The sequence below is a fragment of the Fodinicurvata fenggangensis DSM 21160 genome, from assembly GCF_000686045.1.
GTDB classification, from domain to species: Bacteria; Pseudomonadota; Alphaproteobacteria; order Kiloniellales; family DSM-21159; genus Fodinicurvata; species Fodinicurvata fenggangensis.
Map to the genome: position 1 here is coordinate 58,639 of NZ_JMLV01000003.1, position 25,151 is coordinate 83,789.

Annotated in this window: 21 protein-coding genes; 11 read left to right on the forward strand and 10 right to left on the reverse strand. The window is 60.6% G+C overall.

Annotated elements, in window-relative coordinates; translation table 11 throughout:
- Positions 1 to 58: 58 nt before the first annotated feature.
- Entirely contained in the window at positions 59 to 1,159 is a 1,101-nt protein-coding gene (locus BP38_RS0106060) for an NADH:flavin oxidoreductase/NADH oxidase (RefSeq protein WP_026986999.1), read from the forward strand.
- Positions 1,160 to 1,201: 42 nt separating this feature from the next.
- On the opposite strand, the gene BP38_RS0106065 is transcribed toward BP38_RS0106060, so the two are convergent.
- Genes BP38_RS0106065 through BP38_RS0106080 form a run of 4 tightly spaced genes read right to left on the reverse strand, consistent with a single transcriptional unit; the run spans position 1,202 to position 6,103 of the window.
- Positions 1,202 to 1,726 carry a hypothetical protein gene (locus BP38_RS0106065; protein WP_026987000.1) on the reverse strand — a complete coding sequence of 175 codons (525 nt, stop codon included), beginning with the start codon at positions 1,724 to 1,726 and terminating at the stop codon, positions 1,202 to 1,204.
- Complete coding sequence (locus BP38_RS0106070; RefSeq protein WP_026987001.1) at positions 1,719 to 4,577, reverse strand: sarcosine oxidase subunit alpha family protein; 2,859 nt, start codon at positions 4,575 to 4,577, stop codon at positions 1,719 to 1,721. Before BP38_RS0106070 ends, BP38_RS0106065 begins: the two co-directional genes overlap by 8 nt.
- Entirely contained in the window at positions 4,574 to 4,843 is a 270-nt protein-coding gene (locus tag BP38_RS0106075; protein WP_211250240.1) for a sarcosine oxidase subunit delta, read from the reverse strand. Before BP38_RS0106075 ends, BP38_RS0106070 begins: the two co-directional genes overlap by 4 nt.
- A gap of 6 nt (positions 4,844 to 4,849) precedes the next feature.
- The gene (locus BP38_RS0106080; RefSeq protein ID WP_026987003.1) at positions 4,850 to 6,103 is read right to left on the reverse strand and encodes a sarcosine oxidase subunit beta family protein; all 1,254 of its coding nucleotides are present in this window, start codon (positions 6,101 to 6,103) and stop codon (positions 4,850 to 4,852) included.
- A 126-nt stretch (positions 6,104 to 6,229) separates the two neighbouring features.
- Between BP38_RS0106080 and dctP the strand changes: the two genes are divergently transcribed.
- The 3 genes from dctP to BP38_RS0106095 are packed head-to-tail and all read left to right on the forward strand — an operon-like array spanning position 6,230 to position 9,036.
- Positions 6,230 to 7,228, forward strand: coding sequence for a TRAP transporter substrate-binding protein DctP (gene dctP, locus BP38_RS0106085; protein ID WP_051609048.1), 999 nt, complete (start codon positions 6,230 to 6,232; stop codon positions 7,226 to 7,228).
- Positions 7,229 to 7,248: 20 nt separating this feature from the next.
- Complete coding sequence (locus tag BP38_RS19325) at positions 7,249 to 7,749, forward strand: TRAP transporter small permease (protein ID WP_211250241.1); 501 nt, start codon at positions 7,249 to 7,251, stop codon at positions 7,747 to 7,749.
- Positions 7,750 to 9,036 carry a TRAP transporter large permease gene (locus BP38_RS0106095; protein WP_026987005.1) on the forward strand — a complete coding sequence of 429 codons (1,287 nt, stop codon included), beginning with the start codon at positions 7,750 to 7,752 and terminating at the stop codon, positions 9,034 to 9,036. It abuts the gene before it with no gap.
- Here BP38_RS0106095 and BP38_RS0106100 read toward each other — a convergent pair.
- Complete coding sequence (locus tag BP38_RS0106100) at positions 9,030 to 9,671, reverse strand: TetR/AcrR family transcriptional regulator (RefSeq protein ID WP_026987006.1); 642 nt, start codon at positions 9,669 to 9,671, stop codon at positions 9,030 to 9,032. The genes BP38_RS0106095 and BP38_RS0106100 overlap by 7 nt on opposite strands.
- Before the next feature lie 124 nt (positions 9,672 to 9,795).
- On the opposite strand from BP38_RS0106100, the gene BP38_RS0106105 reads away from it, so the two are divergent.
- From BP38_RS0106105 to BP38_RS0106120, 4 genes are all read left to right on the forward strand, one after another.
- Positions 9,796 to 12,210 (forward strand): GcvT family protein, encoded by a 2,415-nt coding sequence (locus BP38_RS0106105; protein WP_026987007.1) that lies wholly within the window; start codon positions 9,796 to 9,798, stop codon positions 12,208 to 12,210.
- 458 nt (positions 12,211 to 12,668) lie between these two features.
- Entirely contained in the window at positions 12,669 to 14,198 is a 1,530-nt protein-coding gene (locus BP38_RS0106110) for a serine hydrolase (protein WP_211250242.1), read from the forward strand.
- A gap of 130 nt (positions 14,199 to 14,328) precedes the next feature.
- Positions 14,329 to 15,927, forward strand: coding sequence for a ShlB/FhaC/HecB family hemolysin secretion/activation protein (locus BP38_RS19330; RefSeq protein WP_035724005.1), 1,599 nt, complete (start codon positions 14,329 to 14,331; stop codon positions 15,925 to 15,927).
- Between the two features lie 174 nt (positions 15,928 to 16,101).
- The gene (locus tag BP38_RS0106120; protein WP_026987009.1) at positions 16,102 to 17,610 is read left to right on the forward strand and encodes a M81 family metallopeptidase; all 1,509 of its coding nucleotides are present in this window, start codon (positions 16,102 to 16,104) and stop codon (positions 17,608 to 17,610) included.
- A 73-nt stretch (positions 17,611 to 17,683) separates the two neighbouring features.
- On the opposite strand, the gene BP38_RS0106125 is transcribed toward BP38_RS0106120, so the two are convergent.
- The 4 genes from BP38_RS0106125 to ectA form a co-directional block, all read right to left on the reverse strand.
- Positions 17,684 to 19,147: an aspartate kinase gene (locus BP38_RS0106125; RefSeq protein ID WP_051609050.1), complete on the reverse strand. Its 1,464-nt coding sequence runs from the start codon at positions 19,145 to 19,147 to the stop codon at positions 17,684 to 17,686.
- A gap of 31 nt (positions 19,148 to 19,178) precedes the next feature.
- On the reverse strand, positions 19,179 to 19,565 hold the full coding sequence (locus tag BP38_RS0106130) for an ectoine synthase (protein ID WP_026987011.1): 387 nt from the start codon (positions 19,563 to 19,565) through the stop codon (positions 19,179 to 19,181).
- Positions 19,566 to 19,570: 5 nt separating this feature from the next.
- A complete protein-coding gene (gene ectB / locus BP38_RS0106135; protein ID WP_026987012.1) occupies positions 19,571 to 20,860 on the reverse strand; it encodes a diaminobutyrate--2-oxoglutarate transaminase in 1,290 nt (429 codons plus the stop codon).
- Positions 20,861 to 20,924: 64 nt separating this feature from the next.
- Entirely contained in the window at positions 20,925 to 21,455 is a 531-nt protein-coding gene (gene ectA, locus BP38_RS0106140; protein WP_245602351.1) for a diaminobutyrate acetyltransferase, read from the reverse strand.
- 266 nt (positions 21,456 to 21,721) lie between these two features.
- Here ectA and BP38_RS19335 point away from each other — a divergent pair, with 266 nt between their 5' ends.
- Entirely contained in the window at positions 21,722 to 22,216 is a 495-nt protein-coding gene (locus tag BP38_RS19335; protein ID WP_035724007.1) for a MarR family winged helix-turn-helix transcriptional regulator, read from the forward strand.
- Positions 22,217 to 22,295: 79 nt separating this feature from the next.
- Complete coding sequence (locus tag BP38_RS0106150) at positions 22,296 to 23,339, forward strand: sodium:calcium antiporter (RefSeq protein WP_026987014.1); 1,044 nt, start codon at positions 22,296 to 22,298, stop codon at positions 23,337 to 23,339.
- Between the two features lie 14 nt (positions 23,340 to 23,353).
- Here the strand turns inward: BP38_RS0106150 and BP38_RS0106155 are convergent, their stop codons facing one another.
- On the reverse strand, positions 23,354 to 23,845 hold the full coding sequence (locus BP38_RS0106155) for a methyltransferase family protein (RefSeq protein WP_026987015.1): 492 nt from the start codon (positions 23,843 to 23,845) through the stop codon (positions 23,354 to 23,356).
- A 244-nt stretch (positions 23,846 to 24,089) separates the two neighbouring features.
- On the opposite strand from BP38_RS0106155, the gene BP38_RS0106160 reads away from it, so the two are divergent.
- Complete coding sequence (locus tag BP38_RS0106160) at positions 24,090 to 25,091, forward strand: TRAP transporter substrate-binding protein (protein WP_026987016.1); 1,002 nt, start codon at positions 24,090 to 24,092, stop codon at positions 25,089 to 25,091.
- Positions 25,092 to 25,151 lie beyond the last annotated feature (60 nt).

A 25,151-nucleotide genomic window follows, 5' to 3' on the forward strand; every position in this document is an offset into this window, starting at 1 on the left:
CTATTGCTGTAGGCAAGCGCCATCGGAAAAACAAATCACAAGAGAGGCAAGACAGTTCATGAGCAAGGCGCAACTCTTCACGCCCTTTTCCTTGGACAGCCTGGAGCTGTCCAATCGCATCGTTGTGGCGCCCATGTGCCAGTATTCGGCCGAGGCTGGCTGCATGACCGATTGGCATACCCTGCATCTTGGACACCTGGCGTTGTCAGGGGCCGGATTGCTGACGATCGAGGCTTCGGCCGTTGAACCCGAGGGTCGGATCACCTACGGCGATGTGGGCATATGGTCGGATGAAAACGAGACGGCCATGGGGCAGGTTGTGGAGAGCATTCGGCGCTGGTCGGATGTTCCCCTGGCTCTGCAGCTGGCTCATGCGGGGCGGAAGGCCTCCGAAGAGGTTCCCTGGAAGGGCCGTGATCAGATTCCCCCCGAACAAGAAGGCGGATGGCAGACGGTGGCGCCGTCGAGCATACCTTTTCATGAGGGGGAAAACCCGCCGGCTGCATTGGACCGGGAGGATCTGGCACGCCTGCGGCAATCCTTTGCCGAAGCCGCAAAACGCGCGGCACGCCTGGGCATGGAGTGTGTCCAGGTTCACTCGGCCCATGGCTACCTGCTGCACCAGTTCCTCTCGCCCCTGTCGAACCAGCGCAACGATGAATACGGCGGCAGCCTGGAGAATCGGATGCGCTTCCCGCTGGAGGTCTTCAAGGCCGTGCGCGAGGCCTTTCCCGCGGACAGGCCGGTCACAGTGCGGGTTTCCGGTACGGATTGGGTCAAAGGTGGCTGGGACATCGAACAGACTGTCGCCTATGCCCAGGCCCTGCAGGCTTATGGTTGTGCGGCCATCGATGTGTCCAGCGGCGGTTTGTCGCCCAGACAACAGGTCAATGCCGGCCCCAGTTACCAGGTGCCCATGGCCCGCCGTATCAAGGAAGCGACCTCCATGCCGGTCATGGCGGTCGGTCTGATAACCGAGTTCGAGCAGGCTGAAGCCATTGTCGGCACGGGGGATGCCGATGTGGTCGCCTTGGCGCGTGGCCTGCTCTACAACCCGCGTTGGCCCTGGCACGCCGCCGCGCATTTCGGTGCGACCGTCAAGGCACCCAACCAGTACCTGCGCTCGCAACCGCGCCAGCACAGCGGTCTGTTCGGTTGAGCATGGATGATCCCAGCGGCGATTTTCCTTTTTCTGCTGGGATCAGGCCTTTCGTGTTTCCAGCCACTGCCAGATGTAGGGGCCGTAGGAGGCCTCGACGTGCAAACGCGCGCAGTTTTCGGCACAGCGGAAGAGCAGGACCCCATTGAGGCCGGCAAATCGCACTGAGGCGGAGGGGCTTCCTTCCCCAAGGTTCGCGGAGGTTGCCTCCATCATCATGTCTTCAACGGCCGCTCCCTGGATGTCGATGACCAAGTAGGCGTCATCTGCTGGTGTGGCCGCCCAGCCTTCCGGATGCCAGCCCGCAATGAAATCAATTGGACCAGGTGAAACCAGCAGAGCGCGGTCCCGGGCCATACGAACGCGATAGCTTCTGTTGGGCGGCGTCACCTGCCATAGCCCAACTTCCTCACCACTGTCCGGCAAGGCCTTCCAGGCCTTCTCCAACTGGCCACTGACCAGGACCTGGGAAAGACCAGCCACGATGCGGGCTTGCCGAGACTCACGCGTAATCCGGGCGGATTGCCAATCGGGAAAGGCTGTCCACTTGGCCGCAAAATCACGCATAGAGACGTTCTCCTTCCGGATCGAAGGCACAGGGGGATGTCACCTTGGCACGCTGGCGCGTGCCCAGGTGATAGATCTCGATCGTTTCGCCGATACGCTGACGGCCGGAGTCCACTAGCGCCAGGGCAATGGGGCGTTCCAGCGTCGGGCTCCAGTAGCTGGATGTCACGAAGCCCAGGGAACGCAGCCCCTTCGGTCCGTCCTCCACGGCGTGCGCACCTGTCGCCAGCGGGGTATCGTCATCGACAGTGAGTCCGACAAGGGCGGGACGGTCGCTCCGTTCAGCCTCTTCAGTGAAAAGCGAGCGCTTGCCAACATATTCGCCAGTTCGCTTCTTCCTGGGGCCGCTCATGCCCAAGTCCATCGGCAGGGTGTAACCGTCCGTATCCTTGCCGGCGACGATAAAGCCCTTTTCGGCACGCAGGATCATCAGGCCCTCGGTGCCAAGAAGCGTGGCCTCCAGCTTGTCCCCTTCCTTGCGCATGTGGGCCCAGAGCTCCTTTGCGCGCGACGCCGGGATGGAGATTTCGTAGGAACGGTCTCCGGTAAAGCTGACCCGCGCAACACGTATGGGGGTTCCCTGGTATCTCGCATTGGCGAAGGACATGTGGGGCCGGGCCTCGTCCGAGAGGTCCAGGTCAAGCCCCAGTGCCGCAATCAGGTCCCGGGCCCGCGGTCCGGTGGTGGTCAAGGTGGCCCATTGAGGCGTGGAGTTGTGGATGACAACACGCGCCGGATCGAAGCGGTCCTGGCGCCATTCCTCCAGCCGCATGACGACACCAGGGACGTGCCCCGAGGAGCAGGATACGATGAAGTGGTCCTCGGCCAAGCGCAGCACCACCCCGTCGTCATAAACCACGCCATCCTCGTTCAGCATGAAGCCGTATCGTACGCGACCGGGCTTCAGGGTGGACAGCGTATTGTAGGAGTTGAAGTCCATCAGGGCCGCGGCATCGGGACCCATGACCTCCACCTTGCCAAGCGGAGAGCCATCGAACAGCCCCACAGTCTGTCGGGCCTGGCGGGCTTCGCGCTGGATTTCGTCTTCCGGTTTGCCCTTGCCGTAGAATGCCGGTCGAAGCCAGGGACCGTATTCCCGGAAGGCGGCATCGGCAGCCCTGTGTTCGTTTTCCAGGACCAGGCGCCGCATGGGAGAGAAGAGTTCACCGCGCCTGCGGCCGGCGATAACGGGCAGGGGAACCGGTACATAGGGTGGACGATAGGTCGTGGTCCCCACTTCGGGAATCGTCCGGCCCGATATGGCTGCCATGGCAGCCAGCCCGTTCATGTTCGAGGTCTTGCCCTGGTCGGTGGCCATGCCGAGCGTCGTGTAGCGTTTCAGATGCTCGACCGAGCGATAGTTCTCGCGGGCTGCCAGGGCCACGTCCTTGACAGTCACATCGTTCTGGAAATCGATCCATTGGCGGCCCTGGGCCTTGGGATTCGGCCAGGCAGGCTGAATGCCATAGGAAGAAAGGCATTCGCTCGCCTGTGGCGCGTTCCCTTTTGTCGAACCGACTGCGTGGCCCTGTTCAAGCACGCTGGCCAGATCGAAAGCCCCGTTCGCCGCGCCGGTGACGCTGGTGCCGGCCACCGGTTCGTCAGGTACGAAGGCCAGGATATCCTCACGGTAGTGCAGGCGCCCCTTGGCCTGGCAGTGAAGGTGAACGCTTGGTGTGAAACCGCCGGCTACCAACAGGCAGTCGGCTTCGTGACGTTGGCCATTCAGAAGGACGCCCTCGACGCTTGCCTTGCCCTCCACAGCCTGAACGGAAGTTTCCATGCGAACTTCGACGTTATCGGGCAGTGCTGCCTGTGCTTCCGGCCTCAGGTCGGCCAGGACCACCTCCGCGCCAGCTTCCGCGAGCGCGGAGGCAACGGGATAGGCGGTGTCGTTGTTCGTCGCGATCACGATCTTCTGTCCGACCAGGATGTCATGACGCCTGAGATAGAGCAGAGCTGAATCCGCAGACATGACTCCGGGGCGGTCGTTGTTGTTGAAGACCAATGGGCGTTCGATTGCGCCGGTCGCGATGACAATCTGCTGTGGCCGGACTCGCCAGAGCCTGTCGGGCTGTCCGCGGCGTCTTTCCCAAAGGCAGACCAGATTGTGATCATAGATGCCATAAGCAGTGGTGGAAGCAAGACGGGTTGCTCCGTGCCCATCGAGCAGCTCCAGGCTTTCCGATATCCACTGCCCGGCGGGTTGCCCTTCAATTACCCCGCCTCTGTGCAGCAGACTGCCGCCCGGTTGATCCTGTTCATCCGCCAGCAGGACATCACGTCCCTCCTGCGCGGCAGCGCGCGCGGCGGCAAGGCCCGCCGGCCCGGCTCCGATAACGAGCAGGTCGCAGTGAGCCGAGCGTTGGGGGCAGTCGGCCTCCGGTTGTGTTGCGGGGTCCAGGTGTCCCAGGCCCGCCATGGCACGGATGCGCGGTTCGAAGAGGTGCCAGTCCGGCCAGAGAAAAGTCTTGTAGTAGAAACCGGCCGGCAGGAATTGCGAAAAGCGATCCAACAGCCCGTAGCGGTCCTTTTCGGCATCGGGCGAGGTGTTGACGGAACGCACTTCCATGCCGTCCTGCAAGGCGATCGCGGTGGCGCGGCTGTTCGGGGTCCGCTGGCCAGCGTAGGTTATATCGACGATGGCATTGGGTTCCTCGGCGCCGGCGCCCCAGAGGCCACGGGGTCTGTGGTACTTGAAGCTGCGTCCCAGGATTCGGACACCATTGGCCAGCAGGGCAGAGGCCACCGTGTCACCGGCGCGGCCCTTGAGGGTCCGTCCGTCGAAGGTAAAGGAAAGAGACTCGGCTGAGGACTGTTCCGAGGTGCTGTCCAGGCGCCTGGCCGTCATGTCCGCTCCCCGTGGAAGGCTTCGGTCTTGAAGATCTCGTGTGTCACCGTATCGCGCTCCATGACGAAAAACTCGCCGCAGGTCAGGTGCACCCAGATTTCCCGGGCGCGTCCTTTCTCATTCTTCTCCATGTGCAGGTACTGGGCCCAGCGAACGGGGGATATGTTCTCCGCCGGTTCCGGACGCTCGTTGCCGGCCTCACCGCCGTAGAAGAATTCCGTTTCGTCGCGTGGCCCGCAGAAGGGGCAGGAAAAACGCTGCATCATTGCCTCCTAGTGCGCGATGGCGGCGCCGGCCGCCTCGTCGATCAGCCGCCCGCGCGCGAAGCGATCCAGGTCGAAGGGACGGCTGATTTCGTGGTGTTCCTCGTTGGCCATGAGGTGGGCCAGTAGCCAGCCGCCAGCCGGAATCGCCTTAAATCCGCCGGTTCCCCAGCCGCCGTTTATGTAAAGGCCGGGCAGGGGGGTGGGGCCGATCACCGGGGAGGAGTCCGGCACCACGTCCACGATACCGGCCCACTGCCGCAGAAGCTTTAGTTGGCCGAAGGCCGGGAACATCTCGAGCAGACCCGAAAGAATCTCCTCCTGAAGCGGCGGGTTGCCGCGCTGGCCATAGGACGGGATGCGGTCGAGACCGCCGCCAATCACCAGTTCGCCCTTGTCCGACTGGCTGAGGTAAGTGCCGGTGCCCATGTAGAGCAGCACCGTGTCGAGGCAGGGCTTGACCGGTTCGGTGACCATTGCCTGCAGGGCGAAGGAGCGGACAGGCAGTTCAAAGCCTGCCATTGCGGACAACACGCTGGAATTGCCGGCCACGGCCATGCCGGTGGTGCCCGCGCGGATTTCGCCGCGCGTCGTTTCCACGCCGCTGCAGCGGCCGTTTTCGACCAGGAACCCCGTCACCTCGCAGTTCTGGATGATGTCGACGCCCAGCTTGTCGGCCGCCCGAGCATAGCCCCAGGCAACGGCGTCATGGCGGGCCACTCCGGCCCGGCCTTGCCATATGCCGCCAAAGATGGGGAAGCGGGCGTCGTCGTTCTGGTTGAGCAGGGGGGCGCGTTCCAGAACCTGCTTGCGATTCAACAGTTCCGCGTCTGTGCCGTTGATCTGCATGGCATTGGTGATCCGTGCGGCCATTTCCATTTCCAGTTCGGAATGGGCCACCACAGCAATACCGCGCTGCGAGAACATGATGTTGTAATTCAGTTCGCGCGACAGACCTTCATAGAGCTTCAGCGCGAAGTCATAGAGGGCGACGCTTTCCGGATAGAAGTAATTGGAGCGGATCACCGTCGTGTTGCGGCCGGTGTTGCCGCCACCGATCCATCCCTTTTCAACCAGGCCGACTCGCTTGAGCCCGTGGTTCCGGGCAAGGTAGTAGGCCGTGGCAAGTCCATGACCGCCACCGCCTATGACAAGGGCATCGTAGGAAGGCTTGGGGTCCGCATCCTGCCAGGCTGGTGCCCAGCCTGTATGCCCCTTCAGCCCTTCCTTGAACAACTGGAATGCAGAGTATGTACTGGGCAAGAATCTTTCCCTGCTGCCGTTTCATTTGCTAGGCATTGACATAGACAATACCCTGGACACTAATGTCCAGACCAAATTTCCTGCTTGGTTGCAGGCTGTGAGGCTAACAAAGGGGAGACGTAAATCATGATCAAGACCATTTCCACTTTCGCACTGGCGGCCGGAACCGCCCTGGCATTCAGCATGAGTGCCGCTGGTGCGGAAACACTCCGACTGGCAACGGATTCCGGAGCCGAAGGATCACCCACTGCAAAGTCCATGGAACAGTGGGGCAGCCTTATTGAAGAGGGTACGAACGGCGAACTTGAAGTCGATATCTTCTATCAGAACGAGCTCGGCGGACAGCAGGAGGTTTTCGACCTTTTCGTGGCCGGCGACGTCGACATGATGATCAACTGGCCCATGACGTCCTATGACCAGCGCATCGCCATCGTCTATGCACCCTACATGGTCTTTTCCTGGGAAGAGGCAAAGGAAGCCTACGAGCCCGGTGGCTGGATCAACGAGATGATGGACGGCATCTACCAGGATAACGGTCTGAAGTTCTTTGGTGCCTGGCCGGAAGGGTTCAATGGTGTGGCCACCAAGGGCGAATATGCCACCACGATCGAAAAGGCGGGCGATCTCAAGGTTAGGGTTCCCCCTGCATTTCCTCATGCAGAGACAGTGCAGGCCATGGGCTATGATACGGCGACCATCGACTGGAGCGAGGTCTTCACGGCCATTGAGACCGGCGTGGTCGATGGGGATGCTGCCAATGTCATCTATTGGGATTACGAGTATTTCCGCGATACGCTCGATTACTACGTACGCACCAAGCATGCCTTCATCACAGGCGTGATTTCGATGAACCTGCAAAGCTGGGACGACCTGAGCGAAGAGCACCAGCAGGTCGTCCAGGAGGCCGCCGTCACGGTCATGGAAGACCACTTCGAGGCCGCTCAGGAGATCGACCAGTCCTATGTGGAGAAGGCCGAGGAAGCCGGCATGACCTACATCGAACCCAGTGACGAGGAGATCAAGGCACTGGCAGAAGCCGTCCGAGCCGAAGTCTGGCCGCAGATGGAGGAAGAGGTCGGCAGTGAGATCATGGACACCGTTCGTGAGAATGCTTCTGAACTCTGATTTCGGGGTTGTTGGTTCCAGTGCTTGAACGTCTGGACAGAGGGATCGCCACGGCATTGAATGCCGTGGCGATCCTGTGCAGCTTCCTGGTGACGGGCTTGCTGTTTCTTCTGGTTCTGACCCGTTATGTCCTGGGCTGGAACTTCTCGGCAGCCCATGATCTCAGTCTGCTCGCGGCCATGTTTCTCTACATGACGGGTGCATTGATCGCGTCACGGCGCATGGAGCACCTGACTGTGGATTATCTCCCCTCACGTCTGACCAGACCGAGAAGCAAGGCTTTGCACAAGATCCTGATCGCTGCGATCACGACGGTGATCTGTGCCCTGTTCGTCTATTGGGGGTACGAAATGTTTGCCTGGGGGTTGCAACGGCCGCAGACGACTCCCGCACTCCGGCTTCCACTCTGGATCCCGCAGCTCTCGATCATGATTGCGGCCATAGGCTGTTTTGCCTATGCCGTGCGGGACCTTCTGCATGGCCTTCGTGACCTGAGGCAAGCGCAAGACCAGGAGAGTTGAATGGAAGGGCTTTTGGCCATTGGCCTGCTCGTCGTTCTGATGGGCATGGGCGTTCCCGTTGCCTGGTCCTTTGCCGGCACCCTGGCCTATCTCGTGTATATCTATGATGCGAACCTGAGCACGCTCTTGCTCCAGGGGTTCCGTTCGCTCAATTCCATTGTCCTCCTGGCCCTGCCGCTGTTCGTACTGACAGGCTACCTGATGCAATCCGGCGGATTGGCGAGGCGCATCGTCAATTTCATCGAGGTCATCGTTGGCAGGCGCCGCGGCGGTTTCGGGACATCCCTGGTCCTGAGTTCGGGCATTTTCGGGGCCATCGCCGGAACGGCGACGGCTGCTGTTGCCTCGATCGGCACGATCATGGTCGACCCGCTGGAAAAACGCGGTTATCCACGTGGATACACGGCTTCCCTTCTCGGTGTGTCGTCGTTGCTGGGGATTCTTATCCCGCCGTCTATCACGATGATCCTCTTCGCTGTCGTGACACGGCAGTCCGTTGCGGCCTGTTTTGCCGCCACCATCGGGCCCGCCTTGCTGCTCATTGCCGGGCTGACCCTGTTCAACCGCTTTGCCGCCGGTCGGCTGTTCACCGAGGTGAACACGGAAGACGTTCAGCAGGGACAACGCGGGAAAGCGGTCCTGAGCGCGCTGCCGGCCTTGATGCTGCCCGTCATCATTCTGGGCGGCATCTATGGCGGTGTTTTCACACCAACAGAAGCCGCGGCTGTTGCCGCCGTTGCCGCGCTGATCGTTGGCGCCTTCATCTATCGGGACCTGACCTGGAAGAGCCTGGGCCGCAGCGTGATTTCAGCGACGGAGACGACTGGCACGATTATCCTGATTCTGCTGTTTTCCTTCATGATCAGCCGCATCCTGGCTTTCGAGCGGGTTCCCCAGGACCTGACCGAGGCAATTGCAAGCTTCGCAGTGAATCCCTTCTGGACCCTCATTCTGGTGAATGCCGTGCTGGTGGTTGCCGGGGCCTTGATGGACGATGTCTCGGTGACGGTGGTGATTGCACCGCTGTTCATGCCGGTGGTGACATCAGTCGGGGTCGAGCCTCTGCACTATGCGGCCATCGTCGGGACCTCCGTGGTCATCGGAGCCAACACGCCTCCGGTGGCGCCGATTCTCTATATGTCCTGCCGGATCAGCAAGGTACAGATACACAGGGCCATAGGGCCGGTCCTGATGCTGTTGGGTAGCGTGGCCCTGCCGGTCATGCTGGTGACAACCTTCTGGCCAACCCTGTCCCTATTTTTCCCCAAACTTTTCGGGTTCTACTGAGCCGGTGTGACGGCGCCGTTCTTCAGGAAGGTGTGGAAATCACTGATTTCCTGCTGTGTGGGTTCAAGCCCGGTGAAGCAGTACAGGTAGCTGGCCAGGTAGGACAGGCGGGTCTCCATCGGTTCGTCTATCTCGAGTGAATAGTAGCCGATCTGCATGAAATAAAGGACACGGGCGCGGATGAAGGCCTCTTCTTCCGGGTAGCCATGCCGCCGGAACATGCGGGTCAAGGCGTTCATGCGCCGGTCATCCCCGTCATCGACGACTTTGCGAACCTCGCTCGACCGGCGCGCCCAGTCCCGCACGGCTATATCCAGGCGCGGATCGAACAGTTCCTCATTCACCCAGCATTCGAAGATGTTGAGAACGCTGCGGCAGGCGCTTTCGGCGGGTCTTTCGGCACGCTCGAGCAGAGAACGGGTGTTCAGGTCCCGCCAGTACGTCAGGAGCTGGTCCAGAAGGTCCTGCCGGCTCTTGAAGAACCAGTAGAAGCTGGACCGGGAAACCCCCAAGTTGCGCGCGATTACCTGAACCTTGACGCGATCGATTCCCTCGGAAACCAGGATTTCGACCGCCGCCTTCAGCCAGTCCCGTTTGGACGTCCTGAGCGACTCCGCCTTGGTATCCATCATCATGACGAGCGACCTTTCAGAAGAGTCTCATGCACCTGGGGTATCTTCTGTACACTTATGTCTAGACGCTGGCATGGCTACTCCTTAGGCTATCGAGAAGGCTTCGTTCTATTGGAGGGGGACAGGGATGAAAACGCAATATCGGGTTGTTGTCATAGGCGGTGGTGTCGTTGGCGCATCCGTACTTTATCACCTTTCGAAATTCGGCTGGACAGACGTCGCGCTGATCGAGCGCGAGGTGTTGACGGCTGGGTCCAGCTGGCACGCCGCCGGCGGTTTTCATGCCCTGAATGCCGATCCCAATATTGCAGCTCTTCAGTCCTATACCATCGACCTCTTGAGCGAGGTGGGCGAGGAATCCGGTCTTGATATCGGCATGCATATGACCGGCGGAATTTCCGTGGCCAGTGCACCGGCGCGCTGGGAATGGCTGCAGTCCGCCTATCGCACATTCCAGACCATGGGAATCGAGGATGTCCACCTGGTGGGGCCAGAGGAGATCAAGAAGGCCTGCCCGGTGATTTCCACCGAAGGCATCCTGGGCGGTCTGTTGGCCGAACGTGAGGGATATATCGATCCGTCAGGGGTGGTGCATGCCTATGCCAAGGCCGCGCGCCAGCGCGGGGCCGAGGTGATCGAGCACAATCGGGTCCTTGAGTTGAATCAGCGCGCAGATCTCAGCTGGGACGTGGTGACCGAGAAGGGAACCATCCAGGCCGAGCACGTGGTCAATGCCGGCGGGCTCTGGGCCAAGCAGGTCGGTCGCATGGTCGGCCTCGAACTGCCGGTGACACCTCTGGAGCATCACTATCTCGTCACGGACAACATTCCCGAGGTCGAAGAGCTGGATCGGGAACTGCCCCTGATCGTCGACCTGGAGGGCTTTACCTACATGCGCCAGGAGCAGAAGGGCATGCTTCTGGGCATCTACGAGCTGAACTACAAGCACTGGAATATGGATGGAGCGCCCTGGAATTACGGCATCGAGTTGATCCAGGAAGACATCGACCGCATCTCCGAAGAGCTCTCCATGGGTTTCCAGCGCTATCCCTGCCTGGAAGAGGTGGGCATCAAGCGCTGGGTGAACGGCGCCTTTACCTTCTCGCCCGATGGCAATCCCCTGGTTGGCCCTGTGCGCGGCTTGCCCAACTACTGGCTGGCCTGCGGTGTCATGGCTGGCTTCCTGCAGGGCGGCGGTGTCGGCAAATCGCTGGCCGAGTGGATGATCCAGGGCGAGCCGAAAAGCGACATCTTCGGCATGGACATTGCGCGCTACGGCGAGTTTGCCTCGAACAAGGAGTATATCCGCCAGACCACAGGACAGTTCTATTCCCGCCGATTCGTGATGACCTATCCCAATGAGCAGCTTCCGGCTGGGCGGCCGCTGCGCAAGTCACCGGCCTACGACGCCATGACGGCGAACGGCGCGCGCTGGGGCTGCACCTGGGGCCTGGAGGTTCCGATCTATTTCGCGCCGCAGGATTTCGAGGAGACACCGACCCTGCGGCGTTCCAACGCCTTCGACATCGTCGGCAAGGAGTGCCGCGCCGTGCGCGAGGGCGTCGGCCTGATCGATATCTCCGCTTTTGCGCGTTACGAGGTGACCGGCCCCCGGGCGGAGGCCTGGTTGGACCGAATCTTCGCCAGCCGGCTGCCTGCTCCGGGGCGGACACGTCTGGCGCCGATGCTGGGACATGACGGCCGGCTGAAAGGGGACCTCACGCTGTTCAATCGAGGTGATGGGCACTGGTGGATCCTGGGGTCCTATTACCTGCGCGAATGGCACATGCGGTGGTTCGAGGATCATCTTGAAGACGGCGTAATGGTGCAGGACATCTCGGATGCCGTCGTCGGTTTCTCCATAACGGGGCCCAATGCGCGCACGCTTCTGGAACGCGTGACTCACGAGGATGTCAGCAATGCCGGCTTCCCCTTCATGTCCTGCCGGCCCATGGACATAGGGCTCAATCGCGTTCTTGCCGCGCGCCTGTCGGTTACGGGCGAGCTTGGATTTGAATTGCACTGCGATGCCACCGAGCATGTGACCTTGCGCGAAACCTTGAGGGCAGCGGGGAAGGACATTGGACTTTCAGAGTTCGGGTTCCAGGCCCTGAATGCCCTGCGTCTGGAGAAGAGTTTCGGGATCTGGGCGTGCGAATTCACCCAGGGCTATACGGCCGGCATGACCGGGCTGGATCGCTGGATATCCTTCGACAAGGGCGACTTCATCGGACGAGAGGCTGCCCTGAAGGAGAAGGAGGGCGGTGGTCCGAAAGAGATCCTCGTGACACTGGAGATCGAGGCAAAGGATGCCGATGCCTCGGGCTTCGAGCCGGTCTGGCAGGGTGACAGGCGTGTCGGGTTCATCACGTCCGGGGGCTACGGACACACGGTCGGCAAGAGCCTGGCCATGGCGCTGGTGGACCGGGATGCCGCGGAGGCCGGTAGCGAGATGTCCACCCATATCGTCGGGGAAGAGAGGCCGGCGCATGTCATTGCGCCTTCGCCTCATGATCCGGAAGGAAACAGGATGCGCAGCTGAGATGGAAGGTAAGCGTATTCTGGGGCCGGAGGTCTGCAAAATCTGCGGATCTCCGGCCACATAGTTTAAGTCCCCAATAGGCTTTGCCGATTTCCCTGTTTCTCGGGTGCATTCTCTTACTGGTCCAGTAGAACAATCGATGCCTGAAAGCGTTACGGGAATTACGTCAGCATTATTCAATTGCTGCCCGATGCAAAGGAGGTATAACTGAACTTTATCAGGTGCGGTGGCGGGGGACGCTGTCGTGCCAATGACGCGTGAGACTGTAAGGCGCCGGTGCCCCTTGAATTTGCCCTGCCCAGACAGACTGCGCAGCAGGGTGGAGTGAGGGGGGAGTCATGCAGAAGTGTCCAGGCGCTACCGGTGCCGGTAAAGGTTATTCATCCATTTCACGACGAGGTTTGTTGCAGGGCCTGGGAGCCGCCACGGCTGTCTCGGCTTGCGCCGCACGTCCGGCAATGGCTGAGCAATATGAAGGGCCCGAGGTTCTGCAAGAGGCAACGCAGTCACCGCCACAGACGGCCGGTGTCCTGAGTTCGTCGTCGCTGATTGATGAAGCCTTGGCCCGGCTGGATGATATCTGCCGCGATATCAAGGAACGCTCGGGAATACCGGGCCTGGCGGTGTCCGTCGGGCGAGAGGGAGAGACGGTTTTCGCGGAAGGCTATGGTCTGCGCCGCATTGGGGCCGCTGAACAAGTCAATGCAGATACCGTCTTCCAGATTGCCTCCTGTTCCAAATCGCTGGGGGCAACCGTGGTTGCCAGCCAGGTCGAGGCCGGCCTGGTGGCGTGGGACACGCCAATCAAGACGCTGCTGCCCTGGTTCGAGCTGGCAGATCCTTGGGTCACGGAGCATGTGAGCCTTGGCGATCTCTATTCGCATCGTTCCGGCCTGCCGGATCATGGCGGAGACGACCTGGAGGATCTGGGCTATGACCGGCGCACGATCCTGGAGCGGCTGCGTTTGCTGCCGCTCCATGCCTTTCGGGCGCACTATGCCTATACCAACTTCGGGCTGACGGCGGCTGCCGAGGCGGTGGCCAAAGCAGCCGGTCAGGATTGGGCCGATCTCTGCGCGGCAGAGCTCTATCGCCCGCTGGGCATGGACCGGACCAGTTCGCGCTATGCGGATTATCGCGCGCGCGACAATCGGGCAGACGGCCATGTGCCTGTCGAGGGCGGCTATCAGCCACGCTATCAGAGGCAGCCGGACGCCCAGTCCCCGGCGGGCGGGGTCAGCTCTAGTGTGCATGATATGGCTAGGTGGATGGCGCTCATCCTGCAAGGGGGTGACTTCGAGGGACAGCCCTTCATTGCTACCGATGCCTTGCTGCCCGCTGCGTCGGCTCAGGTTATCACCGCGCCATCCTTTGCAATGGATGCACGGAGTTCGACCTACGGCTACGGCTTCGGTGTCGGGACCGAACCCTCGGGGCGGCTGTCGCTCAGCCATTCCGGCGCCTTTGCCCTGGGCGTGGGCAGCAACTACCTGATGCTGCCGTCCCTGGGACTGGGGATCACGGTGCTGACCAATGCCTCGCCCAGCGGGGCCGGGGAAGCCATTTCCACCTCCTTCATGGATCTGGTTCAGTACGGGACGATCACGCGCGACTGGTTTTTGGCCTATCAGCCCCTGATGGCCCCAATCGTGGCGCCAGTAGGGGAACTGGTTGGCAAGACACGCCCGGCAGGCGCGCAGCCGCCCAAAGCCTCCAGTAGCTATACGGGCCGTTATGCCAACAGCTACTTCGGTGAAGCGCAGGTCGTGGAAAGAGCAGGTGGGCTGTTTCTGGTGCTGGGTCCGGACTCGCAGGAAAGCCTGCTGGAGCCCTGGGATGGGGACAGCTTCATCTATCGCCCACGGGGTGAGAACGCCCCAGAGGGCTCTGTCTCGCGCGTCGCCTTTGACGCTATGGCCAACGGCAAGTCCGAAGCCATAACCATTGAGTTCCTGAACGGAAACGGGCTGGGCCGCTTCACACGCTAGGGCCGATCTCCTTTCCCTGAGCAACAACTGGAAAAGAGCAGTGATGATGTCTCGTGTGTCCTTCACAGTGCCACAGTTGTGCGTCTTCAGTCTTGCAGTTCTGGGCTTGTTTCTTGTTGCTGGAAGGGCGTTGGCGCAATCTCGCAGCATTCAAAGCCTGACCGTTGACCAGAACCAAGTGATCGAGCGCTTCCGCCAGCCCCTTGAAGCGCAACCGACCCTGGATCTTGCGGTGCCGGTGGAACGGCGGGCCCTGGTCGACCTGCCCGAGCAGGCCTATAGGCTCAATCGCGTCACCTTCAGTGGCACGGACGTCCTGCCCTATGAAGATTTACGGCTACTCTGGATGTCTCTGAAGGGGCAGCCGGTCGGGCGCAGCCAGATCGAGGATCTGGTTGTGGCCATTGAGCGGTATTATCAGGAACAGGACTACTTCGCCCGCGCCCTGGTGTCCGATTGGGATGGCGAGACAGGCGTGCTGCAGATCCGGATCTTCGACGCCTACATCGAGGAGATCCGCATCAACAGCGACATCCCCGATATCACGCAGCGCCTGCAACCCTATCTGGACCGGATCGCCGGGCAGGTGCCCTTGCGGGTTTCGCGGCTCGAGCGCGACCTTCTGCTGATCGAGGATTTGGAAGGTTTTTCCATCGATGCCTTGCTGGAGAAAATCCCTGACAATGTGCAGGCTGGCCGCTTGACCCTGCAGCTTGATCGGGATGGTCCCGGTGGCCGTGTGGTGTTCAATAATGCGGTCTCTCCGGATATCGGTCCCTATCAGGCGATTGCCTATGGAGAGGTGGGCGATTTTTTCGGCCTTTTCGAGAAGAACGCACTGACCCTGATCACCAATCCCTTCGATCCAAAAGAGTTCATGCTGGCGCAATGGGAGCAATCCGGGCCTGTCGGAACGGAAGGGCTGCATTTCGGCTATTCGCTGGGTTACCTGGAGTCCGTACCAGGGGGCGAGGCGGCCGAACAGGATATCGAGGCCACAACGACACTCGGCTCATTCTGGCTGGAGTACCCCTTCTTGCGCCGCATAGACTACAACCTGCTGGGACGCTTGAGCCTTTCGACACAGGATGATCGCATCTGGGCGGGATCCACGCGCATCATCACCGATCGGCAACGCTGGGCCACTTTGAGCGCCAGCTATGACCAAACCTTTGAAACCTCGGCCTTCCTGGGGCGCCTGGGCCTTTCACAGGGACTGGAGAGCCTGGGGGCCAGCGAGGTAGATGCCTTCGATGTCGCTCGTTTTGGTGGTCGCCCGGATTTCACCCTCCTATCCGCAGAAGCGCATTGGCAACAGGGATTGGACGAGGACTGGAGCGTCGAGGCCTCTGCCACGGGGCAACTGGCCTTCACGCGCCTGCCGCAGGCTGTGCGCCTGAGCCTGGGGGATAACAGCTTTGCTCGTGCCTATTCCCGTAGTCCCGTGGTGGGGGACAGCGGCCTGGCAGGTGCATTGACCCTACGCTACAGCCTGGACGGCCTTCTGGACGAGGTGAAGGGCCTTTCCAGCTTTGCCTTCGTGGACCAGGGCTACCTCCACAACGATCCGCTTGGTGCAGATTTCCGCTCTGCACATCTGGGTTCCGTTGGCCTTGGCATTGCATTCCGTGATCTGGCAAGCGTCACGCTGACCCAGCCGGCCTGGTCGAGCCAGGAGATCGAGGAGCGAGGGACTCAAGTCTTTTTTCAGCTGCAATACGCTTTCTGAGCCCGTGATCCGGGCGTGTGGGGAGCGGAGTTAATGGATTCCTGCGTTGACCTTTCCCGTCAGCCTGAGCAGGCTTGCCCGCAAGCAAGAACTCCTGAAAGGGAGCTCCACCCGGCCGTCCGGCCAACAATCTGCCCGAAAACCGCGGCGATAGAAGACTGAAGAGGAAATGCCATGCGCTTGCTTCTTGCCATGATGAAGCACGAAACCAACACCTTTTCCCCGGTGCCCACGAAGATCGAACGCTTTGCACGGCGAGGAAACGCCCCCTTGCGCGGTGCCGATGCCATCGCGGCCTATAGCAATACCGGAACCGTGCTCTGCGGCTACATGGACGAAGCCGCGGAAGCGGGGGCCGAGATCGAGGTGGCGATCGCCGCTGAGGCCTGGCCCAGCGGGCCCGTGGATGACGAGGCCTATCGCATAATGAGCGATGCCATCTGCGAAGCGGTGGAGAAGGGTGGCTGGGACGGCATCCTGCTGGACCTGCATGGTGCCATGGTGACCGAGAGCCAGGAGGACGGCGAGGGTACGCTGGTGCGCCGGGTGCGCGAACTGGCGCCCGATACGCCCATTGCCGTAGGCCTGGACATGCACGCCAACCTCTATGACGAAATTGTCAGTAACTCCAACGTGGTGGCCGGATACCAGACCTATCCGCACATCGACATGTATGAGACAGGGCGCCGGGCAGGGCGTGCTCTGATCGGCCAGATCAAGGGCGAGGTCAAGCCGACCCAGGCCTGGGCCAACAATCCCATGCTGCCTCACGTCATGCGCCAGGGAACGGACGATCATCCCAACAAGGAAATCCAGGCGCGCTGCATCGAGATGGAAAAGCGCCCCGAGGTTCTATCGGCCAGCCTGTTCGTCGGCTTTCCGCACGCCGATATTCGCGAAGCGGGCCTGTCGGCCGTGGTGGTGACCGACAACGATCCGGATCTGGCCGAACAGCTGCGTGACGAGCTGCTGGATATGGCCTGGAAAGAGCGTGAGGCCTTCGTCTATCACCTCGAGCCGCTTGCGGACTCCGTTTCACGCGCCAAGGCCATTCCGCGCGATCCCCAGAAGGGTCCGGTCATCCTGCTGGATCACTTTGATAATGCCGCTTCGGGCGGGACCATGGACACGACGGCCGTCCTGGCCGAGATCCTGAAGCAGGAGTTGGAGGATGTCGCCATCTTCGGGATTTACGACCCCGAAGCCGTGCAACAGGCGGTCGCTGCGGGGATTGGTGAAACGGTAACGCTCAAGATCGGCGGCAAGATGGACATGCCGGCCATTCCGGCGGAGAACAAGCCGCTGGAAGTCACCGGCCGCGTGAAGACCATTTCGGAAGGACGCTATCGCAACAAGGGTCCCATGTATGCCGGTGTGGCCATGGACATGGGAACGGCCGTGGTCCTGGATACCGGCAAGGTGGATATCGTGGTCATTTCACGCCACGTAGAACCGCACGATATCAACGTCCTGTTGAGCCTGGGAATAGATCCCATGCAGAAGCGCTATGTGATGCTGAAGAGCCGCATCCACTGGCGTGCCGGCCTGAAACACATTGCCCGGGACATCATCGAGTGTGCCGGAATAGGTGTGTGCACCTCGGACTACAGCCAGCTGAATTTCTCGAAAGTGCGCCGGCCGATCTATCCACTGGATGACATCAGCGATCGTCACGCTTCCTAGAATGCTTTGCATGAAAAAGCGCCGGCCCACACGGGCCGGCGCTTATGGCAAGTCACTGTAGCGAAGGGACGAGTCAGGCTGCCTGCTGACAGAGGGGCTCGACCCTACCGGTAAAAAAAGTCTCGTGGAGACTCTTGATCGCCTTGCTCAGGTCTTGGCGCTGGACCAGGAACTGGACATCCACACTGCGCGTGTTCTGATGGGCGGCAACCACATCGACCCCTGCGGTCTCCAGGGCATCCAGGCCACGTGAAAGCACGCGCAGACCATTGAGATTGCGCCCGATGACCGAGGCGATGGACAGGGACCGCACCGTGATCTCCGCCGAAGGGTAACGTTCCTTCAAGTCGTGCTCGACGCGCTTGATGGACTTCAACGAAGCGTCCACGTAGTGCGTGATGGTGTTGGCGTTCGAGGTCTTTGAGGTGATGCGCACCTTGTGACGGGTCAGCGCCTCCAAGAAGGCTGCATCGTAGCCCTTCACGCCCACCATATCCTGTTCGAACAGCTCGATGGAGTAGACGTTCAGGCCGGTCACGATCTCGGCCGAGCCCGCCTCCGTCGTGCTTTCGTCGATCAAAGTGCCCGGGTCCTCGGGCTCGAAGGCATTGGTCACCCGCAGGGGCACACTGGCCTGCCGCAGGGTCTTGGCGGCCTTCGGATGGATCGCCTCCATGCCCATGTTCGAAAGCTGGTCGGCCACGTCGTAGTTGGTGTGGCCCAGCTTGCATACCGCGTCCGCGCCGACGATCTTGGGGTCGGCCGAAGACAAATGGAATTCCTTGTGAATGATGGCTTCGCGTGCAGATGTCAGGGCGGCGATCTGCGAGAAAGTCACTTCGGAATAGCCGCGGTCAAATTCCTTCATCAGGCCCTCGGAACACTGGGCGTAGCCCGTGACGATGGGCAGCTCGTTTTCGAGATCGATGTCGGCAAAGGCCGATTCGATACGTTCGCGTAGGCTGTGCTCCGCGTCGTCGCGCCAGCCGCTCAGGTCCACGAAGCGTGCGTTCACATCCATGCGACGCAGCAGCATTGAGGTGACAAAGGCCGAATGGGCTTCGCCCAGGCCAGAGAGCAGTTCGCGGATGACCAGCATGTGCTGGGACAGGCGGAAGTGCCCATAGGAGCACAGACGCTGCAGGTCGATCAGGCAACTGCGTGCACCTTCGATGCGTTCGCGCACGAAATCGTCGGCAAAGCTGCGGTCAGCGGGATGCTCCAACACCTTCTCATGCGCTTCGCACATGGCCGTTGCCACGGTGCTAAGGGCATCGGACCAGCCATGGTCGCTGTCCGAACTGGAGAAGAGGGCATAGACACCCGGTTCCCCGGATTTCTTGTGCTCCAACAGCAGGTCCGTGATTCCGCCAAAGGCGGAGACCACGAAGATCCTGTTGTAGAGCTCGCTGCCCGTGCGATTGCCGACAATCAGGCTGTCAGCCAACTCGTTGACATGCGACATGGAGGTGCCGCCGATCTTCTCGACGGTATGCTGTCCGGCCGGATGGCCGGCTTCAATGGATCTGTCAGTCATTGCTTTCCTGCCCCTTGGGGCAATTGCTGTGTCAGCTGTCGGCCGGTGCATAGGACCCGTCGGCCTGATGCACTTCCTTGCCGGTAACGGGAGGGTTGAAGCAACAGGCCATGACCAGTTCTTCCTCGGCCTTCAGCGTATGCTTGTCATGCTGGTCGAGGGCATACATCACGCCCGGCTTGATCTCGTGGGTCTCGCCGGTGGCCAGGTCGGTGATCGAGCCCTTTCCCTGCATGCAATAAACACTTTCGAAGTGATGCTTGTAGTGAAAGGTGTGCTCGGACCCGGCTTCCAGGATCGTGATGTGGAAGGAAAAGCCCATGTTGTCGTCGGCCAGAAGCATGCGGACCGAAGTCCAGTTGGCATCTGATACGGCACGCGGGCCGTTCTTCAATTCATTGAAGTCGCGAACGATCATTCTTCTTACTCCGCTGCGTGTTTCAGGCCGGTACAACTCAGGGCGGCCTGTTCCAGTATGTCGAGACCCGCCTTGAACTGCTCCATGGGCGTGGTCAGTGGGGCCAGGACCTTCACAACCTCGTCATCGGAACCCGAGGTTTCGATGATCAGGCCATGGCGGAAGGATTTGGCACAGATGCTTTCTGCCAGTTCGCCGGAACCGACATCCACGCCCTGCATCATGCCACGGCCCTTGAGGCGTGCGCCAGGGATGCCATCGGCAATCCGCTGGAGGCGTTCGGTAAGCACTTCGGCCTTTTCGGCGATTTCCTTCACGAAGCGGTCATCGGACCAGAATTTTTCCAGTGCGACGCGCGCTGTCACGAAGGCATGGGTGTTGCCACGGAACGTCCCGTTGTGCTCCGCCGGTTTCCAGATGTCATGTTCCGGACGGACCAGCAGACCCGCGAACGGCAGGCCAAAGCCCGAAAACGACTTGGCCAGGGGGATCAGATCGGGTTCCACGCCCATCTCGTCAAAGCTGAAGAAACTGCCCGAGCGGCCGATGCCAGCCTGGATGTCGTCGACAATCAGGAGGGCACCGTACTTCTTCGCAAGGCGGGCAATGCCCTGGACCCATTCGGTCGAGGCGGCATTCAGGCCACCTTCGCCCTGGATTAACTCGACGATGAAGGCTGCCGGTGCGTCAATGCCGCTGGAAGTATTGTCGAGCAGCATCTCGATCTGGGACAGGGTGTCCACGTCCTCACCGAAGGCGCCTTCATAGGGCATGCGGGTGACGTCGTTCAGGGAGACGCCCCCGCCGCCCTCGCGCTTGCCGAGATTGCCCGTGGCCGCCAATGCGCCCAGGGACATGCCGTGAAAGCCGTTGGTGAACGCGATGATGTTGCGACGTCCCGTGACCTTGCGGGCCAGTTTCATGGCCGCTTCAATCGCATTGGTGCCGGTCGGGCCGGTCATCATCAGGCGGTGGGGCAAGCCACGCGGCTCCAGGATCAGGCTTTCGAAGGTTTCCAGGAAGGCCTGCTTGCTGTCGGTGTACATGTCCAAACCGTGGGCAATGCCGTCACCGGCAATATGCTCCATCAGCGCCTGCTTCATGTCGGGATCGTTGTGACCGTAGTTGAGGGATGAACAGCCGCCAAGGAAGTCGATGTACTCGCGACCCTCGCGGTCGATCAGGGTGCTGCCGCTGGCGCGCACGAAGACCGTGTCAAAGGAACGGCAGTAGCTGCGCACTTCGGATTCGCGGCGGGCAAAGATGTTGGTTTCGGCTGTTGTTACAGTCGACATGGGAATTTCCTTGGTGGAGTCAGTTAAAGTATCTGCGGTTCGTTCGTGAGATACCGCTATACGCTCAGGCAGCGCTGCGCAGTGCCTCGCGCAGGGAGATCGTCACCATGTACTCGGTGTCGTGCTTCCCGTCGAAATGCTCTTCGCTCTTGAAGTGAGCTTCGCTGTCCACCTCGGCGTCGGACTTGCCGGCGAAGCGGGTGAACAGTCCCCAGGAGGCATCATTGTCCCGGGTGATCGTGGTCTGAATGCGTTGCACGTCCGCGCAGATATCACGGTCCAGAAGTTCCGCCAGCATGCGCTGACCAAGACCCTGTCCGCGGGCCTTTTCGGACACTGCGACCTGCCAGACAAAAAGTGTCTGAGGATCGTCGGGCAGAAGATAGCCGGACACCCACCCCACGGCCTCGCCATCGAGTTCGGCCAGAACACAGGTGTCGCGGAAGTGATCGCATTGGATCAGGTTGCAGTACATCGAGTTCTCGTCGAGCGGTTTACACTCCCTGATAAGCGACCAGACGGTGGAACCGTCAGCGTCCTCGGGTTTGCGCAATTTGATGGTCTTGCGCGGGACGATCTTGGGTCTGTCTTGCAAGGTTTCTGTCCTCATGCTCTTAATTTGTTAGCCATACTAAATATATTATCGCGATTCAAAAATCAAGAGGCTTGAGTTTCCTAGAAAAAATTCGGCATCTCCAGTGAGTTCAAGTTCCCTGTTCCATTAGAAAGGCTTACTATATATCCACTCGAAAAAGCATGTCCTTAAGTGATACAAACTATATCGGATGCGAATCGCCGTGATACGCAGGTTGCAGGGGCCCTGCTCTCAAGGGGAGGGGGCGATCAGAAAGAGGTCAAATCATGGACAGAACGGATCAGAGCCTTATTGCAATTCGTCGAATTTTTCGGGCGACCGAGCTTTACGGTCGGGAGCTTGCCCGAGCGGCGGGCCTGACAGCCGTGCAGATTCGCGTGCTGCAGATTGTCGAGGAGAACGGGCATGCTACCTCGAAGGAGATTTCCCGCCGTATGGGGGTGGCCCAGGCCACGATGACCTCCCTGATCGATCGCCTGGTGGCCAAGGGCATGGTCGAGCGCCGGCGTTCGGAAGCCGATCGGCGGCAAACCAACATCTTCATTACAGAGGCGGGGCAGGCGGCCGTGAAGAAGGCGCCCGATCCCTTGCAGCAACGCTACGTGAAGCAGTTTGCCGCCCTCGAGGACTGGGAGCAGGCCATGATCGTGGCCTCCCTCGAGCGTGTGGCCTCTATGCTGGATGCCGAGGAGATCGACGCATCACCTGTGCTTGATGTGGGTGAGTTCGGATCGCGTGAGGCCAAGCCCCGCGTTCGATAGACATCCACCTCATGACAATAGCTGAAGTGGGGGCCAGGCACTCAGGTCCTGCAGACAAAGCCGCAAGGGACAATACCTGATGATGGCCGTTTCCTTCTGGATCCTCGTCGCACTTGCCGCGACAGTTGTGATCTGGAAAGGCAGCGGTCTACTTGAAGTCGCGAGTGAACGGCTTGCCGCCTATTACAGACTTCCCGAGATTGTCCGTGGCGCCGTTGTGGTGGCTGTCGGCTCCAGCTTTCCCGAACTTTCGACAACGGTCATCTCGGCCGCACTGCACGGCGCCTTCGAACTGGGGGTGGCCGCCATCGTAGGGTCGGCGCTTTTCAACATCCTGGTTATCCCCGCGCTGTCCAGTCTGTACGGTTCGGGTGAACTGCACGCGAATCGGGATCTCGTCTACAAGGAATCCCAATTCTACATGATTGCGGTGGCGGTCCTGATGCTGACCTTTTCCTTCGCGGTCATCTACAACCCGGTCGAAGTCGCCAGCAATGCCATTCATGGCGAGGTGACCCGTAGCCTGGCGCTGATCCCCATACTTCTCTACCTGCTTTACATCTTCGTTCAGTACCAGGACACCCGGGACAATCGTACTCGGGCGACGAGCGAGAACATCCGGCCCCTGCGGGAATGGCTGCGCCTGGCACTTTCCCTGCTGGTGATCCTGGTGGGGGTGGAAGGACTTGTGCGCGCCGCCATCAGCTTTGGTGAAATCTTTGATACGCCAAGCTTTCTCTGGGGCATCACCGTGGTCGCAGCCGGAACGTCGGTGCCCGATGCTTTCGTCTCGGTAAGGGCGGCGCGCAAGGGGCAAGGCGTCACCAGTATCGCCAATGTCCTGGGCAGCAATGTCTTCGACCTGCTTGTCTGTATTCCGGCCGGCGTGCTGGTGGCCGGCGCGGCCGTAATCAATTTTTCCGTGGCAGCCCCCATGATGGCCATCCTGACGGCCGCCACCATAGCGCTTTTCGTGGCGCTTCGGACCGACATGGCACTTTCTCGCCGGGAATCGGTCTTGTTGCTGAGCCTATACCTTGCCTTCATTTCCTGGATCACCGCCGAGAGTTTCGCGCTCATGGATCTGGTGCCGGGCTTGCCGCCTGCCACGGGCGGGGCGTGAGTTCAGTCAGGCTGTCACAGCCAGCGGCGCACGCGCTTCCTGTAGTTGCGGTAGTCTTCCCCGAACTTGTCTTCCAGGTAGGATTCCTCGCGGCGGATAACGCCATAGTGCAGGGCGATAAGAAGCGGTATCAGGAAGATCAGGATCCAGAAGCTATCAAGTACAAGGGCTACGGCCAGGTAGAGACCGGTCATGCCCAGGTACATGGGGTTGCGGGTGTGGCCATAGATGCCGTCCGTAACGATCGCGGTCGAACTGTGCCAGGGTTCCACTGGCGTGCCGGCTCGGCGGAATCGCAACATGCCCATGGCGATGACGGCACAGGCCAGGACAGCAAGCAGGGCTCCTGCCAAATATCGGGGCAGGGGTGGAAGGCCGGTTGCAAGCGGCAAAACCAAAACGTCCAGCACGATCCCGAAGCCCAGTGCCAGGGCGAAGATCAAGGGAGGAGGGGCGATCACCCCGGCCGTATCACGGGATCGGGCAGACTCTTGCGGCCTGGGCATGGCGGGCCTCCTTTCCGGTAGGGGGTCTATCCCAAGTGGGCGGGACTGCCAACGGTCGCAAGGTCTTCTATAAGGCTTTCATGCCATGGGTGCCGGCCCGTCTGAAGCACTGCCTGTCTTCCATGATGAAGAGTCCATAAAGGGTTGTTATAGTGCGTCCTTACACGCGGCCAGGGCACGTTCCTGTAAGGCGCTGGGCCCGCGGCTGACCTTGAAGAAGTTATATAAAACGGGAGGATAGATCATGAGAACAGCATTTGCCCGTACCACACGCCGTCTCGGCCTGACCGGTGTTTCGCTGGTTGCCCTGGCTGGATTTGCCGTCAGCGCTCAGGCACAGCAGACCATCACCGTCGGCCATTCCATTTCCGACGATTCGCACTACTCCGTCGGTGTCGACGCCTTCGCCGAGAAGCTGACCGAGTTGAGCGACGGCGCCTTCACCGTGGACGAACAGCCTTCCGGTGCGCTGGGTGGCGAGCGCGACATGATCGAAGGCCTGCAGATCGGCACACTGGACGCAGTGATTACCTCCACCGGCCCGCTGGGGAATTTCGTTCCCGAGACCTATGTCCTGGACCTGCCCTTTCTGTTCCGTGACTACGACCACGCCCGCTGTGTCCTGGATGGCGATATCGGTCAGGACCTGCTGGACAAGGTGGGGGAAAACGACCTGGTGGGCCTGGCCTGGACCGAGAACGGCTTCCGTCACATGACCAACAACGAGCGCGAGATCCATACCCCGGAAGATGCCGCCGGATTGAAAGTTCGTACCATGGAGAACGAAATGCACATGGCAGCCTTCGAGGAGCTCGACGTGCAGCCGACGCCCATGGCTTTCCCCGAGCTATTCACCGCACTGCAGCAGGGTACGGTTGACGGACAGGAGAATCCCATTTCCGTGATCCTGACCAGCAACATGTGGGAGGTTCAGGATCACCTGTCGCTGACCGGTCATGTCTATTCCCCGGCGATCATGCTGGCCTCTCCGGTGCTCTGGGATGGCCTGAGCGAAGAGGAGCGTGGCTGGTTCATCGAGGCTGCCCAGGCCGGGGCCGAAGCTACCCGTGACATGGTTTCCCGGCTTGAGACCGAAGGCGTCGAGGAGTTGAAGGAAAAGGGCATGACGGTGGTCGAGGATGTCGACACCAGCGTGTTCCAGGAGGCGGTCGAGCCTTCCTATTCCACCTACACCGACGAGCACGGCAGCGAGATGCTGGACCGGATTCGCAACAGCGACTGCTAAGGCCTGTCTCACACAGCCCATCCCGGATATGGATCCGGGATGGGCTTATCCGGGATACCT